The 23,684-nt window shown below is 57.9% G+C and carries 20 protein-coding genes and 2 tRNA genes; 19 read left to right on the forward strand and 3 right to left on the reverse strand.

The window, feature by feature from the left end; all coding sequences use genetic code 11:
• Positions 1-14: 14 nt before the first annotated feature.
• On the forward strand, positions 15-629 hold the full coding sequence (locus K3169_RS03650; RefSeq protein ID WP_263270010.1) for a trimeric intracellular cation channel family protein: 615 nt from the start codon (positions 15-17) through the stop codon (positions 627-629).
• A gap of 115 nt (positions 630-744) precedes the next feature.
• Here K3169_RS03650 and queG read toward each other — a convergent pair whose 3' ends face one another.
• Entirely contained in the window at positions 745-1,827 is a 1,083-nt protein-coding gene (gene queG / locus K3169_RS03655) for a tRNA epoxyqueuosine(34) reductase QueG (protein ID WP_263270012.1), read from the reverse strand.
• Positions 1,828-1,889: 62 nt separating this feature from the next.
• On the opposite strand from queG, the gene K3169_RS03660 reads away from it, so the two are divergent.
• From K3169_RS03660 to K3169_RS03715, 12 genes are all read left to right on the forward strand, one after another.
• Complete coding sequence (locus K3169_RS03660; RefSeq protein ID WP_263272212.1) at positions 1,890-3,386, forward strand: NAD(P)H-hydrate dehydratase; 1,497 nt, start codon at positions 1,890-1,892, stop codon at positions 3,384-3,386.
• Positions 3,374-3,844 (forward strand): tRNA (adenosine(37)-N6)-threonylcarbamoyltransferase complex ATPase subunit type 1 TsaE, encoded by a 471-nt coding sequence (gene tsaE / locus K3169_RS03665; RefSeq protein ID WP_164581837.1) that lies wholly within the window; start codon positions 3,374-3,376, stop codon positions 3,842-3,844. The genes K3169_RS03660 and tsaE overlap by 13 nt, the downstream gene beginning before the upstream one ends.
• Positions 3,845-3,846: 2 nt before the next feature.
• Entirely contained in the window at positions 3,847-5,277 is a 1,431-nt protein-coding gene (locus K3169_RS03670; RefSeq protein WP_206197316.1) for an N-acetylmuramoyl-L-alanine amidase, read from the forward strand.
• Positions 5,274-7,229: a DNA mismatch repair endonuclease MutL gene (gene mutL / locus K3169_RS03675; protein WP_122708742.1), complete on the forward strand. Its 1,956-nt coding sequence runs from the start codon at positions 5,274-5,276 to the stop codon at positions 7,227-7,229. Before K3169_RS03670 ends, mutL begins: the two co-directional genes overlap by 4 nt.
• Positions 7,230-8,201 (forward strand): tRNA (adenosine(37)-N6)-dimethylallyltransferase MiaA, encoded by a 972-nt coding sequence (miaA, locus tag K3169_RS03680; protein ID WP_263270016.1) that lies wholly within the window; start codon positions 7,230-7,232, stop codon positions 8,199-8,201.
• Between the two features lie 88 nt (positions 8,202-8,289).
• Positions 8,290-8,550 carry an RNA chaperone Hfq gene (gene hfq / locus K3169_RS03685; protein WP_027900444.1) on the forward strand — a complete coding sequence of 87 codons (261 nt, stop codon included), beginning with the start codon at positions 8,290-8,292 and terminating at the stop codon, positions 8,548-8,550.
• Positions 8,551-8,562: 12 nt separating this feature from the next.
• The gene (gene hflX / locus K3169_RS03690; RefSeq protein ID WP_027900443.1) at positions 8,563-9,864 is read left to right on the forward strand and encodes a ribosome rescue GTPase HflX; all 1,302 of its coding nucleotides are present in this window, start codon (positions 8,563-8,565) and stop codon (positions 9,862-9,864) included.
• Between the two features lie 96 nt (positions 9,865-9,960).
• A complete protein-coding gene (gene hflK / locus K3169_RS03695; protein WP_099267770.1) occupies positions 9,961-11,133 on the forward strand; it encodes an FtsH protease activity modulator HflK in 1,173 nt (390 codons plus the stop codon).
• Positions 11,133-12,002, forward strand: coding sequence for a protease modulator HflC (gene hflC / locus K3169_RS03700; RefSeq protein ID WP_027900441.1), 870 nt, complete (start codon positions 11,133-11,135; stop codon positions 12,000-12,002). The genes hflK and hflC overlap by 1 nt, the downstream gene beginning before the upstream one ends.
• Before the next feature lie 281 nt (positions 12,003-12,283).
• Entirely contained in the window at positions 12,284-13,471 is a 1,188-nt protein-coding gene (locus K3169_RS03705; protein ID WP_122708740.1) for an ATP phosphoribosyltransferase regulatory subunit, read from the forward strand.
• Positions 13,472-13,525: 54 nt separating this feature from the next.
• Positions 13,526-14,818 carry an adenylosuccinate synthase gene (locus K3169_RS03710; RefSeq protein WP_027900439.1) on the forward strand — a complete coding sequence of 431 codons (1,293 nt, stop codon included), beginning with the start codon at positions 13,526-13,528 and terminating at the stop codon, positions 14,816-14,818.
• Between the two features lie 151 nt (positions 14,819-14,969).
• Entirely contained in the window at positions 14,970-16,904 is a 1,935-nt protein-coding gene (locus K3169_RS03715) for a methyl-accepting chemotaxis protein (protein WP_122395227.1), read from the forward strand.
• 308 nt (positions 16,905-17,212) lie between these two features.
• Here K3169_RS03715 and K3169_RS03720 read toward each other — a convergent pair.
• A tRNA-Leu gene (locus tag K3169_RS03720) sits at positions 17,213-17,299 on the reverse strand.
• A gap of 221 nt (positions 17,300-17,520) precedes the next feature.
• Positions 17,521-17,607: transfer RNA gene (locus K3169_RS03725), tRNA-Leu, on the reverse strand.
• Between the two features lie 225 nt (positions 17,608-17,832).
• On the opposite strand from K3169_RS03725, the gene rnr reads away from it, so the two are divergent.
• The 6 genes from rnr (at position 17,833) to rplI (ending at position 23,576) form a co-directional block, all read left to right on the forward strand.
• Positions 17,833-20,463 carry a ribonuclease R gene (gene rnr / locus K3169_RS03730; RefSeq protein ID WP_099267772.1) on the forward strand — a complete coding sequence of 877 codons (2,631 nt, stop codon included), beginning with the start codon at positions 17,833-17,835 and terminating at the stop codon, positions 20,461-20,463.
• Positions 20,460-21,221, forward strand: a complete 762-nt coding sequence (gene rlmB, locus K3169_RS03735; protein WP_027900436.1) for a 23S rRNA (guanosine(2251)-2'-O)-methyltransferase RlmB — start codon at positions 20,460-20,462, stop codon at positions 21,219-21,221. Before rnr ends, rlmB begins: the two co-directional genes overlap by 4 nt.
• 277 nt (positions 21,222-21,498) lie before the next feature.
• The gene (gene rpsF, locus K3169_RS03740; protein WP_027900435.1) at positions 21,499-21,924 is read left to right on the forward strand and encodes a 30S ribosomal protein S6; all 426 of its coding nucleotides are present in this window, start codon (positions 21,499-21,501) and stop codon (positions 21,922-21,924) included.
• 28 nt (positions 21,925-21,952) lie between these two features.
• The gene (rpsR, locus tag K3169_RS03745) at positions 21,953-22,183 is read left to right on the forward strand and encodes a 30S ribosomal protein S18 (protein ID WP_002551829.1); all 231 of its coding nucleotides are present in this window, start codon (positions 21,953-21,955) and stop codon (positions 22,181-22,183) included.
• A 36-nt stretch (positions 22,184-22,219) separates the two neighbouring features.
• Positions 22,220-23,110, forward strand: a complete 891-nt coding sequence (locus K3169_RS03750) for a hypothetical protein (RefSeq protein WP_027900434.1) — start codon at positions 22,220-22,222, stop codon at positions 23,108-23,110.
• Positions 23,111-23,129: 19 nt separating this feature from the next.
• Complete coding sequence (rplI, locus tag K3169_RS03755) at positions 23,130-23,576, forward strand: 50S ribosomal protein L9 (RefSeq protein WP_020293665.1); 447 nt, start codon at positions 23,130-23,132, stop codon at positions 23,574-23,576.
• The last annotated feature ends 108 nt before the right edge of the window (positions 23,577-23,684 follow it).

The raw sequence follows: 23,684 nt of genomic DNA on the forward strand, positions 1-23,684 counted from the left end.
CAGGGACTGCCGCCATGTTGTTGATGCTTTATCTGATCGCTATTACCGCTGAAGCCATGACTGGCGCGCTGTCTGCCGGGCGGCGGGGCATGGACTGGTTTGGCGTGGTACTGATCGCGTGCGTCACAGCCCTTGGCGGCGGTTCGGTGCGCGATGTGTTGCTCGGTCATTACCCGCTGACATGGGTCAAGCACCCCGAATATCTGATCCTGACCAGCGTTGCGGCCCTGCTGACCATTTTCATTGCGTCGTTGATGCGCCATCTGCGCTCGCTGTTTCTGGTACTCGATGCCTTGGGGCTGGTGGCCTTCACCCTGATCGGCACGATGACCGCACTCGAAGTCGGGACCGGTCTGCTGGTGGCGTCAGTGTGCGGCGTAATCACCGGCGTATTTGGCGGCATCCTGCGGGATATCTTCTGCAACGACATCCCCTTGGTATTCCGTCGTGAGCTATATGCCAGCGTGTCATTCCTCGCGGCCTGGTGCTTTCTGCTGTGTCAGCACCTGCAATTGCCAGAAGAGCAGAGCATCCTAATCACCCTGTTCGGCGGTCTATTGCTGCGGCTAATGGCTATCCGCTTTAACTGGAACATGCCGAAGTTTGTCTACAAGGGCGATGAGCATTGAGCTGCTGGAAACCGTAGGACCGGCTTTAGCCGGGAGGAGGCCGGTACATCTGACGCAATTTGTCGTCAGTAATATTGCTCTCCCGGCTGAAGCCGGTCCTACCGTTCGCCCCGGATCAGCGGTGTTGGTGCTGACGCAACGCCCACTCCACATGTTCCCTCACCAACTCCGACGGATACTCCCGTCTTGCCTCTAGCGCCTCCAGCACAGGGATCGTCGATGGCGCATTGCCCAGCCCCACGGCCAGGTTACGCAGCCAGCGTTCGTAACCGGCCCGGCGCAGGGGAGAGCCTTCCGTGTTGCTGAGGAATTTATCCTCGTCCCACATGAATAGCTCGGCCAAACCGGCGTTATCCAGATTGTGGCGTGGCTGGAAATCACTTTGGTCGGTGGGGCGGGCAAAGCGATTCCACGGGCAAACGATCTGGCAGTCATCGCAACCGAACACCCGGTTGCCAATCAGCGGACGTAACTCCTCCGGGATGGCGGTTTTCAGTTCAATGGTCAGATAAGAAATGCAGCGCCTCGCATCCAGCACATAAGGCCCGACGAATGCAGCGGTAGGGCAGATGTCCAGGCAAGCGGTGCAGCGACCGCAGTGTTCGGTGGCGTGAGGTGGATCCTCGGGCAATGGCAGGTCAACAAACAGCTCGCTGAGGAAAAAGAAACTCCCCGCCTTGCGATTGAGCACCAGCGTGTTCTTGCCGATCCAGCCCAGTCCGGCCTGTTCGGCAATGGCTTTTTCCAGCACCGGAGCGCTGTCGACGAAGGCGCGATAGCCGAATGGACCAATGGCCTGCTGGATGCGTTCGGCCAGTTGCTGCACGCGTTTGCGGATCAGCTTGTGATAGTCGCGGCCCAACGCGTATCGGGACACGTAGGCTTTTTCCGGCTCGGTCAGACGCTGAGTCATCTCGGTGTCGCCGGGCAGGTAATCCATGCGCAACGAGACCACCCGCAAGGTGCCCGGCACCAGTTCCTCAGGGTGCGAACGTTTGCTGCCATGCGCTGCCATATAGTCCATCTCGCCGTGATAGCCCGCCTCAAGCCAGCGCTCAAGGTGTTGCTCGTGTTCGGCGAGATCCAGCCCGGCAATCCCGACTTGCTGAAAGCCCAGCTCGCGGCCCCACTCCTTGATCGATTGAGCAAGGGAGGCGAGGTCAACAGTATTGGGCGAATCAACAGTAATAACGGGCATGCGCAAGGAGAAACCGGGTGGAGGTGCGTATAATTCTGCCAGACATCGGAGCCAAGAAACGCATGGTCGACACGAATCCCCAATTACCCGACGCACTGTACCGCGCCGCGCAGGTCCGCGAACTGGACGCACAGCTCATTGCTGCGGGAACGTGCGGCAGTGAATTGATGCGACGGGCCGCCCATGCGACTTGGCGCGCGCTGCGTCGACGCTGGCCCGAGGGGCGGGAATTGAGCGTACTGGCCGGGCGCGGCAACAACGCTGGCGACGGGTATCTGATTGCGACGCTGGCGCAAAAGGCCGGCTGGAATGTTCATGTGTTCAGCGTCGCCGATCCCGCCACACTGACTGGCGATGCCGCTGACGCTTATGGTGCGGCAATAGCTGCGGGTCTCGATGTTCAACCGTGGGCCGATCAATCATTGCGCGGCATCGTGCTGGATGCGCTGCTTGGGACTGGCTTGAACGGCGAAGTTCGCCAGCCCTACGCGGCGGCAATCGAGTCGATTAATGCCAGCGGCTTGCCGGTCGTGGCGGTGGATATTCCCTCCGGACTAAGCGCCGATACCGGACGTATCCTTGGCGTCGCGGTGCGAGCCGATCTGACGGTGACTTATATAGGCTTGAAGCTCGGCCTGCTGACCGGTGATGCGGCGGACCTGGTTGGCGAGCTGGTGTTTGACGATCTGCAGGCTGATCCGGCCATTGTCGCCAAGACCACTCGCAGCGCGACTCGTCTTGATACATTTAATCTGCCGCGTCTGGCTGCACGCCCTCGTACTGCTCATAAAGGCCTGTATGGCCGAGTGCTGGTCATTGGTGGCGATCATGGTTTCGGCGGGGCCTGTCTGCTGAGCGCTGAAAGTGCCTTGCGCAGTGGCGCAGGCATGGTCACGTTGGCGACCCGACCCGAACATGTTCCTGCTGCATTGACTCGCATGCCCGAAGTGATGAGCGCGGCTATCCGTTCTGCCAACCAGTTAATGGCATTGATTGAACCCGCCAGTGTTCTGGTGGCAGGCCCCGGGCTGGGTCAAGGTTCCTGGGGGCGCAGCTTGCTTTCAGCCGCCGCCAACGCTCAACTTCCGCAAGTGTGGGACGCCGATGCCCTTAACCAATTGGCACAAGGTTTTGTTTCGCTTCCCGAGGGCAGCGTCATTACCCCGCATCCCGGCGAAGCTGCGCGCTTGCTGGGGGTGACGACTAAACAAATCCAGGCGGACCGCCCTGCTGCTGCGCGAGCGCTGGCCGATAAGTACCAGGCGGTTTGTGTATTGAAGGGCAGCGGTAGCCTGATCGCTGATGTCGACGGTCAGTTGATGCTCTGTGATCGCGGCCATCCGGCCATGGCGACCGCTGGTTTGGGCGACGTGCTCGCCGGGCTGATCGGCGCATTGATGGCGCAAAAAATGAAGCCGTTCAATGCGGCGTGTCTGGCGGTCTGGCTGCATGCCAGCGCCGGGCAGCGCTTGGGCGAAGCGGGCCGTGGTCTGGCGGCCAGTGATTTGATTCCAGCCATTCGTCAGTTATTGGAGGAGCAGCAACCGTGTCTGAGTTAACGCTGCATTTGGTCGGTGAAGAGGCCATGACCCACTTTGGTGAGCGCATTGCCGAGGTCACGAAAGGGGTAGGCGTGATTTTTCTGGAAGGTGATCTGGGGGCAGGTAAAACCACGCTTTCGCGGGGCATCATCCGTGGCCTCGGGCACGAAGGTGCGGTCAAGAGCCCGACCTTCACCCTGGTTGAACCCTATGAAATAGGCCCGGTTCGTGTATTCCACTTTGACCTGTATCGATTGGTTGACCCAGAGGAGCTGGAGTACCTGGGGATCCGCGATTACCTGGAAGGCGATGCACTTTGTTTGATCGAGTGGCCCCAGCTCGGTGCAGGCTTTTTGCCAAAGCCTGACCTGACCATTACCATTAGGCCGCATGCGCAAGGTCGAGCACTGACTTTGAGCCCAATTGGCTCGCGTGGCGAAACCTGGTGTGCCGCTTTGGCGTTGGAATTCAAATAGAAATGGGGTTAGGTATGCGCATTCGCGCGCTGGTTACTGTAGTGGGTCTGCTTTTGACAGCCCTGGCTGTTGATGCGCTGGCTGCAACACAGGTAAAAAGTGTCCGCCTATGGCGCGCACCGGATAACACACGACTGGTTTTTGACCTCTCCGGACCCGTCCAGCACAGCGTGTTCACCCTGACTTCTCCTGATCGACTGGTTATCGATATCAACGGTGCGACCCTCGGTGGTCCGCTGAATGTACCCATGGCCAATACGCCCATTACCAGCATGCGTTCTGCCCAGCGCACCGCGACGGATTTGCGCGTGGTCATCGACCTGAAAAAGGCCGTGACGCCCAAGAGCTTCACCCTGGCCCCGAACCAGCAATATGGTAACCGTCTGGTTGTCGATCTGTTCGACGAGCCGGGCGATGCCAATCCGAGCCCGACCATTCCTGACACGGCCGCGAACACTGCGCCTGCCGTGCCGGTCAGTCCGGCGAAGCCCGAGATCAAACTCACACCTGTGCCCAACGGCAAGCGTGACATCGTGATTGTGATCGACGCCGGTCACGGCGGTGAAGATCCGGGAGCGTCCGGCAGTAGCGGTCAGAAAGAAAAGAATCTGGTACTGGCCATCGCCAAAGAACTGCAACGACAGATCAATGCTGAAAAAGGCTACCGCGCCGAGCTGACCCGCACCGGCGATTACTTCATCCCGCTGCGCAAGCGTACGGAAATTGCCCGAGCCAAAGGCGCGGACCTGTTTGTGTCGATTCACGCCGATGCTGCGCCTTCAAGGGCTGCGTTCGGTGCTTCGGTATTTGCTCTGTCCGAGCGTGGCGCCACGTCTGAAACCGCCCGCTGGCTGGCCGACAGTGAAAACCGTTCCGACTTGATCGGTGGTGCGGGTGCCGTCAGTCTGGACGACAAGGACCGGATGCTGGCGGGAGTGTTGCTGGACTTGTCCATGACCGCGTCGTTGTCGTCGAGCCTCAACGTTGGGCAGAAAGTCCTGACCAACATCGGCCGCGTGACGTCGCTGCACAAATCCCGGGTTGAGCAAGCAGGCTTTATGGTGCTCAAGTCGCCTGATATCCCGTCGATTCTGGTCGAAACGGGCTTCATCTCCAACAATGCCGAAGCGGCCAAGCTCAGCGCTGCTTCGCACCAACAGGCATTGGCGCGTTCGATCAACTCTGGCGTGAAGCAATTCTTCCAGCAGAATCCACCGCAAGGTACTTACATCGCCTGGCTGCGTGATAATGGCAAGCTCGCTCAGGGGCCGCGTAATCATGTGGTTCGCTCGGGTGAAACACTGGCAATGCTGGCGGCTCGCTACGACATGAGCGCTGCGGCTCTGCGCAGCGCCAATAACCTGAAAACGGATGAACTGCGCATTGGGCAGGACCTGAAAATCCCTAGCTCCGAGGTGGCGGCTCAACCATGACCGATCTTCTTCTCGACAGTATCGAGCCTGAAGTACAGGCTTCTGCCAGCGCTGCAGCTCTAAATGCTGCCCGGATCGAACTGCTCAGCCCACGGCTGGCCAACCAGATCGCAGCGGGTGAGGTGGTCGAGCGGCCAGCATCGGTCATCAAGGAGTTGCTGGAAAACAGTCTGGATTCCGGTGCCAAGCGCATTGATGTCGATGTTGAGCAGGCGGGTATCAAACTGCTGCGGGTCCGTGATGATGGCAGCGGCATTTCTTCTGATGACCTGCCTTTGGCTCTGGCTCGTCACGCCACCAGCAAGATTCGCGAGCTGGAAGACCTTGAGCGCGTCATGAGCCTTGGCTTTCGCGGCGAGGCGCTGGCGTCGATCAGCTCTGTGGCACGACTGACGCTGACCTCCCGAACACGTGACGCTGACCAGGCCTGGCAAGTGGAAACCGAAGGCCGCGACATGGCTTCACGGGTTCAGCCTGCGGCGCATCCGGTGGGGACATCCGTTGAAGTCCGCGACCTGTTCTTCAATACCCCGGCGCGGCGCAAGTTTCTCAAGGCGGAAAAAACCGAATTCGATCACTTGCAGGAAGTGATAAAGCGCATGGCACTGGCGCGCTTCGACGTGGCGTTCCACTTGCGGCACAACGGCAAGACGATTCTCAGTCTGCATGAGGCCAACGACGACACGGCTCGCGCCAGACGCGTATCTGCCATTTGCGGCCCCGGTTTTCTGGAGCAGGCGCTGCCCATCGAGATTGAGCGCAATGGCTTGCATCTGTGGGGCTGGGTCGGGTTGCCGACCTTTTCCCGTAGTCAGGCGGACTTGCAGTATTTCTTTGTGAATGGCCGGGCAGTGCGCGACAAGCTCGTGGCTCACGCGGTGCGCCAGGCTTATCGCGACGTGCTGTTCAATGGCCGTCATCCGACCTTCGTGCTGTTTTTCGAGGTTGACCCCGCCGTCGTTGACGTTAACGTGCACCCGACCAAGCACGAAGTCCGCTTCCGTGACGGGCGCATGGTGCATGACTTCCTGTATGGCACGTTGCACCGGGCGCTGGGCGATGTGCGTCCTGAAGATCAACTGGCGGGCGCTGCGCCAGTCACTGCCATCGAGCGACCCACCGGCCCGCAAGCCGGTGAGTTCGGCCCGCAGGGTGAAATGCGCCTGGCCAACAATCTGCTGGAGCAACCCCAGGCTCAGCCCTATGCGCCGCCAGCCGGTTCAGGTGCAGGCGCTGGTTATCAATATCAGTACACGCCGCGCCCTACAGCGACGTTGCCTGCCGCCGAAGCGCAGAGCGCTTATCGCGAGTTTTATGCACCGTTGCCCGGTACGCCTGCCGTGTCGTTGCCGGAGACTCAGGGCGACATTCCTCCGCTGGGCTACGCCTTGGCGCAACTCAAGGGTATTTATATTCTGGCGGAGAACGCTCACGGTCTGGTGCTGGTAGACATGCATGCCGCCCACGAGCGGATCATGTACGAGCGTCTGAAGATTGCGATGGCAAGCGAAGGCCTGAGCGGTCAGCCGTTGCTGGTGCCTGAGTCCATTGCAGTCAGTCAGCGCGAAGCCGATTGCGCTGAAGAGCACATCGAGACATTCCAGCGTCTGGGCTTCGAGTTGCAACGTCTCGGTCCTGAAAGTCTGGCGATCCGGCAGATTCCGGCCCTGTTGAAACAGGCCGAGGCCAATCGGCTGGTCAGCGACGTGCTGGCCGACCTGATGGAATACGGCACCAGTGATCGGGTTCAGGCTCACATGAACGAATTGTTGGGCACCATGGCGTGCCATGGGGCAATCCGGGCCAATCGCCGTCTGGCCATCCCGGAAATGAACGGTCTGCTGCGCGACATGGAAAACACCGAGCGCAGCGGTCAATGCAACCATGGCCGACCTACCTGGACCCAAATGGGGCTGGATGATCTGGACAAACTCTTCCTGCGCGGTCGCTGAATGAGCGCTCTACCTCCGGCCATCTTTCTGATGGGGCCGACGGCTTCGGGTAAAACCGATCTGGCCATGGAACTCTGCAAAGTCCTGCCTTGCGAGCTCATCAGCGTCGACTCGGCGCTGGTCTATCGCGGCATGGATATCGGTACCGCCAAGCCTTCCAGGGCGCAGTTGGCCGAGTTTCCTCACCGTCTGGTGGATATTCTTGATCCTGCTGAAAGCTACTCGGCGGCTGATTTTCGTGCCGATGCGCTGTCTGCCATGGCAGAAATAACCGCTCGCGGAAAAATTCCGCTGCTGGTTGGCGGCACTATGTTGTATTTCAAGGCTCTATTGGACGGGTTGGCAGACATGCCGGCTGCTGACTCAGGTGTTCGTGCAGAACTGGAAGCACAGGCTGCAGCCCATGGCTGGCAGGCGTTGCATGACCAGTTGGCGGCAGTGGATCCGGTGTCTGCGGCGCGAATCCACCCCAATGACCCGCAGCGATTGATACGTGCGCTGGAGGTTTACCGGATCAGTGGCTTGAGCATGACGGCACATAGAGAACAACAAAGTGCGCAAACTACTGATGCTGCGGCTTCTGGTAGACCGCAATTGCCCTATACTGTCGCCAGCCTGGCCATTGCTCCGGCAGATCGCAAGGTGTTGCATGGCCGTATAGCATCAAGATTTTCAACAATGCTGGACCAGGGATTCCTGGACGAAGTTCTGGCGTTACGCTCAAGAGGTGACCTGCATGCGGGTCTGCCATCGATAAGAGCCGTCGGTTATCGTCAGGTCTGGGATCATCTGGATGGAAAGCTGACATGGGCTGAGATGCAGGAGCGTGGAATCATTGCCACGCGCCAACTGGCCAAGCGACAGTTTACCTGGCTACGCAGCTGGGACGATTTACACTGGTTGGACAGTCTGGCCAGCGACAATTTGCCACGCGCCTTGAAATACCTGGGGTCGGTCTCCATATTGAGCTGAGTCCTTGCAATAGCCGTCTATCCTTGGGGGGTGGCGGTTCAAGCCAACTGAATTCGAATTATTATTGATCCTTAAAGGAGTGCGGCACATGTCAAAAGGGCATTCGCTACAAGACCCTTACCTGAACACCCTGCGTAAAGAGAAGGTTGGGGTTTCGATCTATCTCGTCAACGGCATCAAGCTGCAAGGCACGATCGAGTCTTTTGACCAGTTTGTTATTTTGCTGAAGAACACTGTCAGCCAAATGGTCTACAAGCACGCAATCTCTACCGTTGTTCCGGTTCGCCCGATTCGTCTGCCTAGCGCAACCGAAGGTGAGCAGGGCGACGCTGAGCCAGGTAACGCCTGATAGGAGTCTGCTTTGTTCTTTGAGCGCCACAGTGGTGGTGAACGCGCAATACTCGTTCACCTGGATGGTCAGGACCCTGAGGCGCGTGAAGATCCGCAGGAGTTTCGGGAACTGGCCATATCAGCTGGCGCCGATACCGTCGCGTTCGTCAACGTGCCGCGTCATCGGCCATCGGCCAAATATCTGATTGGCAGTGGCAAGGTCGAGGAACTTCGCGACCAGGTCAAAGCCGAAAAAATCGATATCGTCATCTTCAATCACGTGCTGACACCCAGTCAGGAACGTAACCTCGAGCGCGTTTTCGAGTGTCGCGTACTTGATCGCACGGGGTTGATCCTCGACATCTTCGCGCAGCGCGCGCGTACTCATGAAGGCAAATTGCAGGTCGAGCTGGCACAGCTCGAGCACATGAGCACGCGGCTGGTTCGCGGCTGGACTCACCTTGAACGCCAGGGCGGTGGTATTGGCCTGCGTGGTCCCGGTGAAACCCAGCTGGAAACTGACCGGCGTCTGTTGCGGGTTCGTCTGCGGCAGATCAAGGGCCGTCTTGAAAAGGTTCGCAGCCAGCGTGAGCAGGCTCGTCGCGGGCGCAAGCGCGCCGACATCCCTTCGGTTTCTCTGGTGGGCTATACCAACGCCGGCAAATCGACATTGTTCAATGCTGTGACTGATTCCGATGTGTTTGCTGCAGATCAGCTCTTCGCCACGCTCGACCCGACCCTGCGCCGTCTGCAACTCGACGACCTGGGGCCTATCGTGCTGGCTGACACTGTGGGCTTTATTCGCCACCTGCCGCACAAACTGGTCGAAGCCTTTCGCGCCACGCTCGAAGAGTCCAGCAACTCCGATCTGCTGCTCCACGTCATCGACTCTCACGAGCCTGATCGCATGGAGCAGATCGAACAGGTCATGGCGGTACTTGGCGAGATCGGTGCCGAGGGCTTGCCGATACTTGAGGTCTATAACAAACTCGACCTGCTCGAAGGGGTAGAGCCGCAGATACAGCGCGATGCCGATGGCAAACCGCAACGTGTCTGGGTCTCCGCCCGTGATGGTCGAGGGCTGGACCTACTCAAGCAGGCGGTTGCCGAATTGCTCGGCGACGATCTGTTTGTCGGTACTTTGCACCTGTCTCAGGATTTTGCCCGGTTACGCGCCCAGTTTTTCGAATTGGGTGCGGTGCAGAGCGAAGAGTATGACGAGCAGGGCAGCAGCTTGTTGGCAGTACGTTTACCGCGCGTTGAGTTCAATCGTCTGGTGAGTCGCGAAGGACTGCAGCCGCTGGAATTCATCGAGCAACACACTTTGCAATAAAAGCGTGAGAAAGCCGTTGTACGGCTCTCTCAGGCATTCTGTAGCATTGGTCGGCGCGCCGCGGGCGCGTCTTTGCTTTATCAGATGGAGAGCGCTATGGCTTGGAATGAGCCGGGTGGCAACTCGAATAATCAGGATCCTTGGGGTGGTAAGCGCAAGGGCGGCGACCGCAAGGGGCCACCGGATCTCGACGAGGCCTTCCGAAAGCTGCAGGAAAGCCTTAATGGTTTGTTCGGTGGTGGCAAGAAACGCAGTGGTGGTGACGGTGGTGGTAACGGCAACCCTGGCAAGGGTGGCGGTTTCGGCTTGCTGGGCATTGGCCTGGTCGTGCTGGTTGCGATCTGGCTGTACAGCGCCATTTACGTCGTGGACGAGCAGGAGCAGGCCGTTGTGCTGCGCTTCGGTCAGTACCACGAAACCGTAGGTTCGGGTCTGAACATCTATTTCCCGCCGTTCGATCGCAAGTACATGGAAAACGTGACTCGCGAACGTGCCTACAGCAAACAGGGCCAGATGCTGACTGAAGACGAAAACATCGTCGAAGTGCCGCTGACCGTGCAGTACAAAATCTCCAACCTGCGTGATTTCGTGCTGAACGTTGATCAACCGGAAGTCAGTCTGCAACACGCTACTGAAAGCGCGCTGCGTCATGTCGTGGGTTCCACGGCCATGGATCAGGTGCTGACTGAAGGTCGTGAACTGATGGCGAGTGAGATCAAGGAGCGTCTGCAACGCTTCCTCGACACTTATCGCACCGGTATCACGGTGACCCAGGTCAACGTACAGAGCGCTGCTGCACCTCGTGAGGTTCAGGAAGCATTCGATGATGTGATTCGTGCACGTGAAGACGAGCAACGTTCCCGTAACCAGGCTGAAACCTACGCTAACGGTGTGATTCCGGAAGCACGTGGTCAGGCTCAGCGGATCATCGAAGACGCCAACGGTTATCGCGACGAAGTGATCTCCCGCGCCAAGGGTGAAGCTGATCGCTTTACCAAGCTGGTTGCCGAGTATCGCAAGGCTCCGGAAGTCACGCGTGAACGTCTGTACCTGGACACTATGCAAGAGCTGTTCACCAATACCAGCAAGGTTCTCGTGACTGGCGATAAAGGCGGGAACAACCTGCTTTATCTGCCGCTGGACAAGATGATCGAAAACGGCCGTAGCGGTAACAGCAATGCCCCGACTACCGGTGCTAACACTGCAGGAGCTGATGTCGGTGCTCGCGCCGCAGAGATTCAGCAGCCGCGTACAAGGGAGACTCGCTGATGAGCAATAAATCGCTGATCGCCCTGATTGTTGCTGTAGTGCTGGCGGTGGTTGCCTGGAACAGCCTGTTTATCGTGTCCCAGACAGAACGTGCCGTAATGCTGCAATTTGGTCGCGTGGTTGAACCTAACATTCAGCCCGGTCTGCATGTGAAGATTCCTTACGTCAACCAGGTGCGCAAGTTCGACGGTCGCCTGCTGACGCTGGATGCACCGACGCAACGCTTCCTGACGCTGGAAAAGAAAGCGGTCATGGTGGATGCCTACGCCAAGTGGCGTGTGAAGGACGCGGAAGTGTTCTACACCGCAACGTCGGGCCTCAAGCAAATCGCTGATGAACGTCTGTCGCGTCGTCTCGAATCCGGTCTGCGTGACCAGTTCGGTAAGCGCACCCTGCACGAAGCTGTGTCGGGCGAACGTGACGCGTTGATGGCTGACATCACCGCTTCGCTGAACGCGATGGCAAATAAAGAGCTGGGCATCGAAGTTATCGATGTTCGGGTCAAGGCTATCGACCTGCCGAAGGAAGTGAACCGCAGCGTTTTCGAACGGATGAGTACCGAACGTGAACGTGAAGCGCGTGAGCATCGCGCCAAGGGTAACGAGCTGGCTGAAGGTATTCGTGCCGACGCCGATCGTCAGCGCCGCGTACTGCTGGCTGAAGCCTATCGTGAGTCTGAAGAGGCCCGCGGTGATGGTGATGCACAAGCTTCCGCGATCTATTCCAAGGCATACGGCCAGGATCAGGAGTTCTACGCGTTCTACCGTAGCCTGCGCGCCTACCGTGAAAGCTTCGCGAACAAGAGTGACGTGATGGTTCTGGATCCGAGCAGCGATTTCTTCCGCTATCTGGAAAAATCCAAGCCGTGATCTGAACGCCGTAATCTACCCGCCGGGCGGCAAAACCGTCCGGCGGGGTGATCATGCGGTAAAACGTGTGTATGATGCGGCAGCCGGGAAATTCCCGGCTTTTTTGCGTCTGCACGATTGATTGGCCACAGCAGTGGCATGATTTTCGAGGACAGTGGTCTGAAACAGCCATTCTCGGGCGCTTGCCGTGCCCGCAGTAACGGGCGCAGCACCTGACCACTCTCTGCTTTACTCAAGGCCCGCCTCGGCGCGGGTCGCCCGGATCATAGGGGAAAGGCGTAATGGCAACGGTTGACCGCTGGCTGCTACCAGATGGCATCGAAGAAGTACTGCCGCCTGAAGCGGCGCGCATAGAAGTAGCGCGCCGTCAGGTGTTGGATCTGTTCCAGAGCTGGGGCTATGAATTCGTAGTCACCCCTCATATCGAATACCTTGAATCCTTGCTCACTGGCGCGGGCTCGGACCTGGATCTGCGCACCTTCAAAGTGATCGACCCGCAGTCGGGTCGGCAAATGGGCTTTCGTGCCGACATCACGCCGCAAGTGGCGCGCATCGATGCGCATACACTGCGTCGTGAAGGGCCGAGCCGTCTTTGCTATGCCGGTAGCGTGCTGCATGCGCAGCCGCGTGCCCTGTCTTCTTCGCGTAGCCCTATTCAACTGGGCGCCGAGTTGTATGGCGATGCAAGCCCGAGCAGTGACGTCGAAGTCATCAGCCTGATGCTGGCCATGCTGCAACTGGCTGATGTTCCAGACGTTCACATGGATCTGGGGCATGTCGGTATCTACCGCGGCCTGGCCCGCGCAGCTGGTTTGTCTGGCGAGGTTGAACAGCTGTTGTTTGATGCCCTGCAACGCAAGGCCATCGACGAAGTGATCGAGCTGACAGCCAATCTGCCTGCCGATCTGGCGTCGATGCTGCGTGCATTGGTCGATCTGTGCGGTGGTCGTGAAGTATTGGCGGCTGCGCGTGATCGCCTGGCCAACGCGCCAGCGCCAGTGCTGGCTGCGCTTGATGACCTGTTGACCGTGGCTGAGCGCCTTGCGACCCGTTTCCCTGAGCTGCCGTTGTATTTCGATCTGGGTGAGTTGCGCGGTTATCACTATCACACGGGTGTTGTCTTTGCTGTTTTCGTTCCGGGCGTGGGTCAATCCATTGCTCAGGGCGGTCGCTATGATGACATCGGTGCAGATTTCGGTCGGGCTCGCCCGGCCACCGGTTTTTCCACGGACCTGAAGACTTTGGTGACATTGGGTCGTGCGGAAATCGAATTGCCTTCCGGCGGTATCTGGATGCCGGACAGTACGGATGCAGCACTCTGGCAGCAGGTTTGTCAGTTGCGCAGTGAAGGTCAGCGTGTTGTGCAGGCATTGCCTGGGCAACGGGTGGCCGCAGCGCGTGAGGCCGATTGCGATCGGCAATTGATTCAGCATGGCGAGCGTTGGCAAGTCGTGCCGCTGGCTTCTTGAGTTTTCCTGTCGGCGGCCGCCGACACCAAGTTTGCGTGAATGAGGACAAGTGTTATGGGTAAGAATGTCGTAGTCCTGGGCACCCAATGGGGTGATGAGGGCAAAGGCAAGATCGTTGATCTGCTGACCGAACATGCTACCGCTGTAGTGCGTTACCAGGGTGGCCACAACGCGGGTCACACCCTGGTGATCGACGGCGAAAAAACCGTATTGCACCTGATTCCGTCCGGTGTACTGCGCGAAGGCGTGCAGTGCCTCATCGGTAACGGTGTGGTCGTTGCGCCGGATGCGCTGATGCGCGAAATCATCAAGCTGGAAGAGAAAGGCATTCCAGTGCGCGAGCGTCTGCGCATCAGCCCGTCCTGCCCGCTGATCCTGTCCTATCACGTTGCGCTGGATCAGGCGCGTGAAAAGGCCCGTGGCGAGTTCAAGATCGGTACTACCGGTCGTGGCATCGGCCCGGCTTATGAAGACAAGGTTGCACGTCGTGGCCTGCGCATTGGTGACTTGTTCCACCGCGAGCGTTTCGCCGCCAAGCTGGGCGAGCTGCTCGACTATCACAACTTTGTGCTGGTCAATTACTACAAAGAGCCCGCCATCGATTTCCAGAAAACTCTCGACGAGTGCATGGAATACGCCGAGCTGCTCAAGCCGCTGATGCTCGACGTTACTGCTGCGCTGCATGAAATGCGTCGCGACGGCAAAGACATCATGTTCGAAGGCGCTCAAGGTTCGCTGCTGGACATCGACCACGGTACTTATCCGTACGTCACCAGCTCCAACACCACGGCGGGCGGTATCGCCACGGGTTCGGGTTTTGGTCCGATGTACCTGGATTACATCCTGGGTATCACCAAGGCTTACACCACACGTGTAGGTTCGGGTCCATTCCCGACTGAGCTGTTCGACGACGTTGGTGCGTTCCTGGCCAAGCGCGGGCACGAATTCGGTGCAACCACTGGCCGTGCTCGTCGCTGCGGCTGGTTCGATGCCGTGATCCTGCGTCGCGCTATCGAAATCAACAGCATCTCCGGCATCTGCCTGACCAAGCTCGACGTGCTGGATGGCCTCGAAACCATCAACATCTGCATCGGTTACGAGAACGAGCACGGTGCAGTGATCGAAGCACCGACCGACGCTGACAGCTACCTGGGCCTCAAGCCTGTGTACGAGCAAGTGCCGGGCTGGACTGAATCGACGCTGGGTGCCAAGACTCTGGAAGAGCTGCCAGCTAACGCTCGCGCTTATATCAAGCGTCTGGAAGAGTTGGTGGGCGCACCTATCGACATTATTTCGACGGGTCCAGATCGCAACGAAACCATCGTGTTGCGTCATCCGTTTGGCTGATAAGTTGTTGATGTAAAAACAAAGGGTCGCAGATGCGGCCCTTTGTTTTTTCTGGTTTGACCGTGGCCACTGGAACGGCACGGCGATTGCTGTAAAAAGCGTCAGAAAAGGTGCCATCATTTTAATGGCGCCGGTGGTGGAGGGATTCCCCGTGTCAGCTGTCCTCTCTCTTTTGCGGAGCCGCTTGCTGCGGCCCGTGTTTATTGCACTTGGTATCGCTCTTTTGGTGCAGGTGTTGGTCGCCGTTGCTCTCACCCGGAGCACGGTCACTGCGCTTGAAGCTGATTTGGCTAATCGCCTGGGTGTAGATTCGCAACACTTGTCCGCCGAACTGGAACAGGCAAGTCGAGAAGTAACCTCCAGTCTCGATAATCTTGCTTCCAGTACCAGTCAGCGCTTGAGTACGGGCCTTGCCGCCCGTCTGAAGGATGAGCAGGCACAGCTGCGCGCCACACTGGAAAAAGACCTCAGAGACTCAGCCACCGATATGGCCGAGCTGCTGGCCGCTGTGGCACCCCGCGCAATGTGGGATAACGACACGCCGACGTTGTCCGAATTCGCTCGTCGCGCACAGCGCAACCCCAACGTGCTGTTCGTGATCTATGACGATGCAGCAGGCGAGCACTTGACCCGTTATCTGAACCGCGAAAACCCGCTGATCCAGGCGTTGCTTGCCAAGGGCGAGGGCGAGCGGGCAATGGATAAAGTGCTGAACGCTGCCAGGACCGACAGTTCGGTTTACTACGTCGAGGCATCCATCAGCCCTAACGGTGTTGAAATCGGCAAGGTGCGCATGGGGGTTTCCACTGCCACCGTTGAAGAAAACCTCGTCGCTCTCGACAAGCGTTTTGCGACGCTGATAACCAGTGGCGGGCAACTGGTTTCCGAAAGTCTGAGCGGCGCTTCGAAGGAAAGCTCGGCCGCACTGCGTTCACGACTTGATTCTGCGCAAGGCGCGGCTTCTGCCATGGCTACAAACACGACATCAGCGGTAAAGGAAGCGTCTGAAACACTGCGCTGGCGGATAGGCATGGGCCTGGCCCTGGTTGGGTTGGGCGTCCTTTTGGTATTGGCGGTAGTGCTGGGGCGCAGGGTAGTCAACAAGCTGCTGCTGTTGATCGCGGCGCTGGATGATCTGGCGGCGGGCGAGGGCGATCTGACCAAGCGCGTCAAAATCGACAGTAATGACGAGATCGGGGACATGGCGGCAGCAGTCAATCGTTTTGTTGCCAAGCTACAGCCCATTGTTCGCGAGGCCGGAGATGTTGCGCAGCGCACCGGTGTTGAGATCAATGCGATGAGTCAGCGCAATGCGGGTGCAGGTGCTGCGGCCGCGATGCAGCGCGATGAAGTGGCTGCCAGTCTGCAAGCGCTTGAGCACATGGCCGACGAGGCTCAGTCCGAGAGCCATGCCATGCAGGCTGCTTTGAGGCAGGTGGTGGATATTCGTCAGGCGACTGATGAAAACACGCGCACGTCGAATCAGGTGGGCGGCTTGATCGAAGCGCTCGCGGGGCAGGTTGAAACCGGTTCTAAAGTCATCGAGCGGCTGGCGCAGCAGAGCGAGCAGATCGAAGTGGTGCTGGAGGTCATTCATGGCATTGCCGAACAGACTAACCTGTTGGCGCTGAACGCGGCCATTGAGGCTGCGCGGGCTGGGGAAACAGGGCGCGGTTTTGCTGTGGTGGCCGATGAGGTTCGTGCTTTGGCGAGCAAGACCCAAAGCTCCACGGGTGATATTCAGGCGCACATCGGTGCGTTGCAGTCAGGTGCGAAAGAGGCCGTTGCGGCGATTGGTCTGGCGGGACGGCAGGCCAATGAGGGGTTGGCGGTACTGCGCAACAGCGTCAAGTTGCAGCAATCCGTGCAGGAATCTGTTGAGCAGGTCCATACGGCGATCGGTCTGGCAACCAAGGCGGCAGTGCATCAGGCAGAAGGCGCGCACGCGGTGAGAGGGCGTGTAGAAGTGATTCACGCCCAGGCCCAGCGTGCGGCGCAGGTCGTTGAAGAGACTACGGCGAGCGGCAAAGTGCTGGATGGCCTCGCGGCGCAGTTGAAGGCGAGTCTGGGGCAGTTCAGGGCTTGATTGCCGGGATTGCTTGGTGGGTAACCTTGTGGGAGTCGCCCCGGTGTCCCTGACACCGCGCTGTCGCGCAGCAAACACGGACCCTGTAGGAGTGAGCTTGCTCGCGATTCGGCCTGTCAGTCGATGAATATATTGCCTGTACTGGAGCTATCGCGAGCAAGCTCACTCCTACAGTAAAAAGCATTCCAAATCAGATAGTTATATTTTGTTTGATAGGAGCAGACCAAGCTTTGCTCTCACGGGTGAGCTGCTATTTTCCAAACCCCAGAAAGCACAAAACCGAGCACATGGCTCGGTTTTGTTTGAATTGGTGCCCAGAAGAAGACTCGAACTTCCACGACCTTGCGGTCACCAGCACCTGAAGCTGGCGTGTCTACCAATTTCACCATCTGGGCAGCATCAGCAGCGTTGCACGCCGTTGATGGAGCGCACTATACGGAGCGGGTTTTGATCTGTAAACCCCTGTTTTGGTTTTAATAAATGGTTTTTCCGCTGAGGCAAACAAAATCGGCAACAGACGCAATAATCAAAAGCACAAAACCTAAACCCTGAAATGCAAAAACCCGCTTTCGCGGGTTTTTGGGAGAGTCATCAGATTTAATCTGCTGCTCTGAATTGGTGCCCAGAAGAAGACTCGAACTTCCACGACCTTGCGGTCACCAGCACCTGAAGCTGGCGTGTCTACCAATTTCACCATCTGGGCAATATCGACAAGCGTCTACCTGTCGATGGCGCGCACTATACGGAGCGCCTTTTGCACTGTAAACCCCCAGTGGTTAAAATATTTGAAAAAATTCGCAGGCGGTGTATTTAAAGGCTTTTTTGCATCCGGTCACGGGTTTTTCAGGCGATGTTCGAGTGTGAAATTTCCCGTTTCAATAGGTGTATGCCAAACTAGCCCCCATATAGACAAGGTGAAAACTATCTAATGGCCGATTGGCAGTCCCTCGATCCCGAGGCCGCTCGTGAAGCGGAAAAATATGAAAACCCTATCCCCAGCCGTGAATTGATTCTGGCTCACCTCTCCGATCGCGGTTCGCCTGCGAGCCGTGAGCAGCTGGTGGAAGAATTTGGCCTGACAACTGAAGATCAGTTCGAAGCCCTGCGCCGCCGTTTGCGAGCAATGGAGCGCGACGCTCAGTTGATCTACACCCGTCGTGGTACCTATGCCCCGGTGGACAAGCTGGACCTGATCCTGGGGCGTATCTCCGGGCATCGTGATGGTTTCGGCTTCCTGGTTCCTGACGATGGCAGCGATGACCTGTTCATGAGTCCGGCCCAGATGCGTCTGGTGTTCGATGGAGACCGTGCCCTGGCGCGCGTTTCCGGCCTGGACCGCCGCGGTCGCCGCGAAGGCGTGATCGTCGAAGTGATTTCCCGCGCCCACGAGTCCGTGGTCGGCCGATACTTCGAAGAGAGCGGCATTGGTTTTGTCATTCCTGACAATCCAAAAATTCAGCAGGAAGTGCTGGTTACTCCCGGTCGCAATAACAACGCGAAGATCGGTCAGTTCGTCGAGGTGAAAATCACCCACTGGCCAACGCCGCGCTTCCAGCCTCAGGGCGATATTGTCGAGGTCGTAGGCAACTACATGGCGCCCGGCATGGAAATCGATGTCGCGCTGCGTACCTACGATATTCCTCACGTCTGGCCAGAGGCCGTGCTTAAAGAAGCCGCCAAACTCAAGCCGGAAGTGGAAGAAAAAGACAAAGAAAATCGCGTCGACCTGCGCCATCTGCCGTTCGTCACCATCGACGGTGAAGATGCTCGCGACTTCGATGACGCTGTTTATTGCGAAGCCAAGCCCGGCAAATTGCGTCTGTTCTCGGGTGGCTGGAAGCTCTACGTCGCTATCGCTGACGTGTCGAGCTACGTGAAGATCGGCTCTGCTCTGGACGCCGAGTCGCAGGTGCGTGGCACCTCGGTTTACTTCCCCGAGCGGGTTGTGCCAATGCTGCCTGAGCAGCTTTCCAACGGCTTGTGCTCGCTGAATCCGCACGTTGATCGTCTGGCCATGGTTTGTGAGATGACCATCTCCAAAACCGGCGAGATGACTGATTACGTGTTCTATGAAGCTGTCATCCACTCCCATGCGCGTCTGACCTACAACAAGGTCAGTACCATGCTGGAACAGCCGAAAAGCAGCGACGCTCGCCAGTTGCGTGGCGAATACCCTGACGTGCTGCCGCACCTGAAGCAGCTTTATGCGCTGTACAAGGTGTTGCTCGGTGCTCGTCATGTGCGTGGCGCTATCGATTTTGAAACACAGGAAACCCGCATCATCTTCGGGACCGAGCGCAAAATCGCTGAAATCCGCCCGACTACGCGTAACGATGCTCACAAGCTGATCGAGGAATGCATGCTGGCTGCTAACGTCGCCACTGCCGAGTTCCTCAAGAAGCACGAAATTCCTGCGCTTTACCGCGTGCACGATGGCCCGCCGCCTGAGCGTCTGGAAAAACTCCGTGCGTTCCTGGGTGAGCTGGGTCTGTCTCTTCACAAAGGCAAGGACGGTCCAACTCCGAAGGATTATCAGGCGTTGCTGGAAACCGTACGTGATCGTCCGGACTATCACCTGATTCAGACCGTCATGCTGCGTTCGTTGAGTCAGGCGGTTTACAGCTCTGACAATAACGGCCACTTCGGTCTGAATTACGAGGCGTATACCCACTTTACCTCGCCGATTCGTCGTTATCCGGACCTGCTGACTCACCGCGCAATCCGCAGTGTGATCCGCTCGAAGCAGGACACCCCGCACGTGCGCCGAGCGGGCGCCGCGGTAATCCCGAAAGCTCGTATCTATCCGTATGACGATGCCATTCTCGAACAGTTGGGCGAACAGTGTTCGATGAACGAGCGCCGCGCCGATGAAGCTACGCGTGACGTGGTCAATTGGCTCAAGTGTGAGTTCATGAAAGACCGCGTAGGCGAATCTTTCCCTGGTGTGATCACCGCTGTGACTGGTTTTGGTCTATTTGTAGAACTGACTGATATCTATGTCGAAGGTCTGGTGCACGTCACTGCTTTGCCGGGCGATTATTATCACTTCGATCCGCTGCATCACCGCCTGGCGGGCGAGCGTACCGGTCGTAGCTTCCGCTTGGGCGATACCGTTGAAGTGCGCGTCATGCGCGTTGATCTGGATGAGCGCAAGATCGACTTCGAGATGGCCGAGAAAACCATCAGCGCCCCAATTGGCCGCAAGCGTCGCGGTGCAGAGCCGCAGCCAGTTGAAAAAGCCGCTGCTTCAGAGCGCGCACCGAGCAAGCGTCCGGCCAAGGCTAAAGCCAAGGCCAGCGCTGAGCCAGAGGCCTACCGGCCTAGTGATGCAGCCGCGAAAAACGCTGAAGTGCGCAAAAGTCGCGAACTGAAACAGGCTCTGTTGGCTGAAGCGAAGGGTGGTAGCAAGGCATCGTCGGGAAAGTCCGGTAAAGCCGGTTCTGCGCCATCATCGGACAGACCTGCTAAACCTAGCAAACACCGTAAAGGCCCGCCGAAAGCGGGTTCTGCTCCAGCCGCGAAAAGCGGCGGGGCGCGCAAGCCTAAGGCCAAGTCATGAGTTCGTTGGAAAAAATCTACGGCGTGCATGCCGTAGAAGCGCTACTGCGTCACCACCCCAAGCGGGTCAAGCAAATCTGGCTGGCCGAGGGTCGTAATGATCCTCGTGTGCAGGTGCTGGTTGCGCTGGCTGGTGAAAATCGCGTGTCGATCGGTCAGGCCGAGCGGCGTGAGATGGACGCATGGGTCGAGGGGGTGCATCAGGGCGTTGTTGCGGAAGTCAGTCCTAGTCAGGTCTGGGGCGAGGCAATGCTCGATGAGTTGCTGGATCGTACCGAAGGCGCGCCGTTGATTCTGGTGCTTGACGGTGTAACCGATCCGCACAACCTCGGCGCATGCCTGCGCACTGCCGATGCTGCCGGAGCGCTGGCGGTGGTCGTGCCCAAAGACAAGTCTGCAACCCTGACGCCAGCAGTGCGTAAAGTGGCTTGCGGCGCGGCTGAAGTGATCCCGTTGGTTGCCGTGACCAACCTCGCGCGAACCCTGGAGAAACTCCAGCAGCGCGGCCTGTGGGTTGTCGGTACTGCGGGGGAGGCTGAGCAGGAGTTGTATCAGCAAGACCTCACGGGCCCGACCATCCTGATCATGGGTGCTGAGGGCAAAGGCATGCGCCGTCTGACGCGTGAGCACTGCGATTACCTGGTGCGCCTGCCGATGGCGGGTAGCGTCAGCAGCCTGAACGTCTCGGTTGCAACCGGCGTTTGCCTGTTTGAAGCGTTGCGTCAGCGCAACGTAAAGGCGGCGGGAACCAAGAAGTAATATCCCTGCAGGAGAGCTGCCGCAGGCTGCGATTGGCCTTCAATCGCGACGAGGGTCCATCGGACCTTCGCAGCCTTCGGCACCTCCTGCGGTGGTTTATGGTAATTGCTCAAATATTCACCAATTGCCTTGCGCCTCTTCATCCCCTTCTCTACAATTGCGCCCCTTGCTGTCACGGCAGGCGCTCATGTGCCTGTCCCTGAGCAAGACTAACAGTGTCATTCACTCCTTGTCTGACCGCTTATTGGCGGCAGGCTACAACCCGTAAGGAGCATTCATGCGTCATTACGAAATCATCTTTTTGGTCCACCCGGATCAAAGCGAGCAAGTCGGCGGCATGGTAGAGCGTTACACCAAGCTGATCGAAGAAGACGGCGGCAAAATCCACCGTCTGGAAGATTGGGGCCGTCGTCAACTGGCTTACGCAATCAACAATGTTCACAAGGCTCACTACGTGATGCTGAACGTTGAGTGCACTGGCAAGGCTCTGGCCGAGCTGGAAGACAACTTCCGCTACAACGATGCAGTGATCCGTAACCTGGTCATCCGTCGTGACGAAGCCGTAACTGGCCAGTCCGAGATGCTCAAGGCTGAAGAAAACCGCAGTGAGCGCCGTGAGCGTCGCGACCGTCCTGAGCACTCCGACAGCGCCGATGGCGTTGATGGTGATGACAGCGACAACAGCGATAACGCTGACGAGTAATCCACGGACCTTTTAAGGAGCCAATCACATGGCACGTTTCTTCCGTCGTCGTAAATTCTGCCGCTTCACCGCTGAAGACGTGAAAGAGATCGATTACAAAGATCTCAACACTCTGAAAGCATACGTATCCGAGACCGGCAAAATCGTTCCAAGCCGTATCACTGGTACCAAAGCACGTTATCAGCGTCAGCTGGCCACCGCTATCAAGCGTGCCCGCTTCCTGGCCCTGCTGGCCTACACCGACAGCCACGGCCGCTGAGACCGGGCAGTCGACAAAGTAGTAAGGATCTAATGCATGCGCGCCTTGGCTGAATTCATCATGCGGGGACGCTTGCAGGCCATGCTGGTTGTGGCCGGATTTGCGGCATTGCCGTTGTTGTACTGTGTGGGTGCCGCTGCAGCTAGCCTTGTGCTACTGCGGCGCGGTTCGGACGCCATTGGCGTCATTGGTGTGGGAGTGCTTTCAGCGTTGGTTTGCTGGTACTTCCAGAAAGATCCCGGTGCACTTTTAGTGTTGCTTGGGGCTTGTGGTCTGTCGCTGGTTTTACGCGCAGGCCACACCTGGAATCGCGCGCTGCTGGTCAGCGTGGTAGTCGGGTTGTTGTGTGCAGTGAGCTTTGGAACGGTTTTCAGTCCCATGGTTGACAGTTTGAGTCAGGAGTTCGAGAAACTCATGCCTCAGGCTTTCGGTGAGGTCTACGAGAAACTCTCGGCCGACCAGCGAGTTACCTTCGCTTCACTGATTCCACCCCTGATCATCGGTTCGATGGCGGTTACGCTTCAGGTTTTCAGTGTGTTGTGCCTGATTCTTGGGCGCTATTGGCAGGCGTTGTTGTACAACCCCGGTGGTTTTGGTCGCGAGTTTCGTCAGATCAGAATCCCGAAAGGACTGGCGTTATCGTTGCTGGCAGCGATGTTTGTAGGGCCGATGCTTGGCGTACAGATGTTGATTTTGTTGCCGTTGTTGAGCATACCGTTGGCCTTCGCCGGGCTAGCCCTGATTCACGGGCTGGTGGCGCAGAAAAAACTGGCCAGTTTCTGGCTGGTGGGGATGTACGTCACGCTGGTGCCATTCATGCACCTGATAGGTCCGTTGCTCGTGGTTATTGCCATTGTCGACAGCCTGATTGATTTTCGCGGTCGTCTGGGATCGAAAGACTCCGATAGCGCGAACGGTGAAGGTTAAAAGTTAAGAGGATTTTCACATGCAACTGATCCTTCTGGAAAAAGTCGCGAACCTGGGCAACCTGGGCGACAAAGTAAATGTTAAGGCCGGTTACGGTCGTAACTACCTGCTGCCTTACGGCAAAGCTACCGCTGCGACCGCTGCTAACATTGCTGCGTTCGAAGAGCGTCGTGCCGAGCTGGAAAAACTGGCTGCAGACAAAAAAGCTTCTGCCGAAACTCGCGCTGCCCAACTGGCTGAGCTGGAAGTGACTATCACTGCCACTGCTGGTGACGAAGGCAAGCTGTTCGGTTCGATCGGCACCCACGACATCGCTGATGCACTGACCGCCTCTGGCGTTGAAGTTGCAAAAAGCGAAGTTCGTCTGCCGAACGGCACCATCCGTAACGTTGGCGAATTCGACGTAGCCGTGCACCTGCACAGCGACGTAGAAGCAACCGTTCGCGTTGTTGTGGTGGCTGCTTAAGCAGTACGTAATCGTCTGGCGACTTGCTCGCTAGAGGATTAACATCGGGCACGATCCTGTTTACAGGTCGTGCCCTTTGTCTTTCTGTACCCTTGGTTTTTACAAAAC

Source organism: Pseudomonas phytophila (assembly GCF_025643095.1).
In the GTDB taxonomy this organism is placed as follows: Bacteria; Pseudomonadota; Gammaproteobacteria; order Pseudomonadales; family Pseudomonadaceae; genus Aquipseudomonas; species Aquipseudomonas quasicaspiana.